Source organism: Leptospira gomenensis (assembly GCF_004770155.1).
Taxonomy (GTDB): domain Bacteria; phylum Spirochaetota; class Leptospiria; order Leptospirales; family Leptospiraceae; genus Leptospira; species Leptospira gomenensis.
In genome coordinates this window covers 1-711 of sequence record NZ_RQFA01000062.1, presented here as the reverse complement: position 1 = coordinate 711, position 711 = coordinate 1, and the positions used below count along the sequence as shown (strand labels likewise).

Below are 711 nucleotides of genomic sequence, written 5' to 3'. Positions count from 1 at the left end.
GTTAAACGACATCTCGTTCGTGTTGCTCGTCTTCCAAACCAAATCCTTCAAACTCGTGCTGCTCGCGGTCTTCTTCTGGATCATCGCAACGTCCGCAGCGCTCAAACCATACTCCGGTGACTTTAGAATATTAAATAATTGTGTAGAATCGTTGATGTCCGTCAAATACTGAAGTTCCGCTACCTTCTCCTTCAGTTTAACGCCTTCGTCGATAACCTTAGCCGTGTTGACGTTCATCTCGTTGACGTAGTTGTTGTAGGTGTTGACTTCGCTCAAATAAACCATCGTCAAACCGCACATACCCATACAAACTAAGTCCACACTCGCGAGATAAAAAAGTTGAACTCCCATAATCGCCGCGCCGTCAAAGTTCACACGATTTGTAAAGTCCGTGGAATTTTGGTAAGCCGCTCTGGAGTTATTCAACGGAGGATAAACTCCCCAGAGAATTTTTCCCATCTGATCGTAGGTTGACTTAGCAAGAGAAGGACCTGCTCCGTTGATCTTGCCTCCCCACTTGTTCAAAAACGCACCCACGTCATACTGAGGCATATTCGCGCCCGCAGGAGGAGGATACGACATGTTTTGCGAATAATCCGGGTGATACCCCATGATCGCGTCCATCGCACCGATCTTGTTTTGGATCATCCCCTCCACCATACGCATACGGTCCCGGTTCCACTCCTCCGTCTTCAAATACTTCTCGCTGTC

Annotated in this window: 1 protein-coding gene; it reads right to left on the bottom strand. The window is 47.8% G+C overall.

Annotated features, from left to right (window positions below):
- The coding region (locus EHQ17_RS13755; protein WP_135736199.1) for a hypothetical protein at positions 1 to 696 on the bottom strand (696 nt) is incomplete at its 3' end.
- Between the last annotated feature and the right edge of the window lie 15 nt (positions 697 to 711).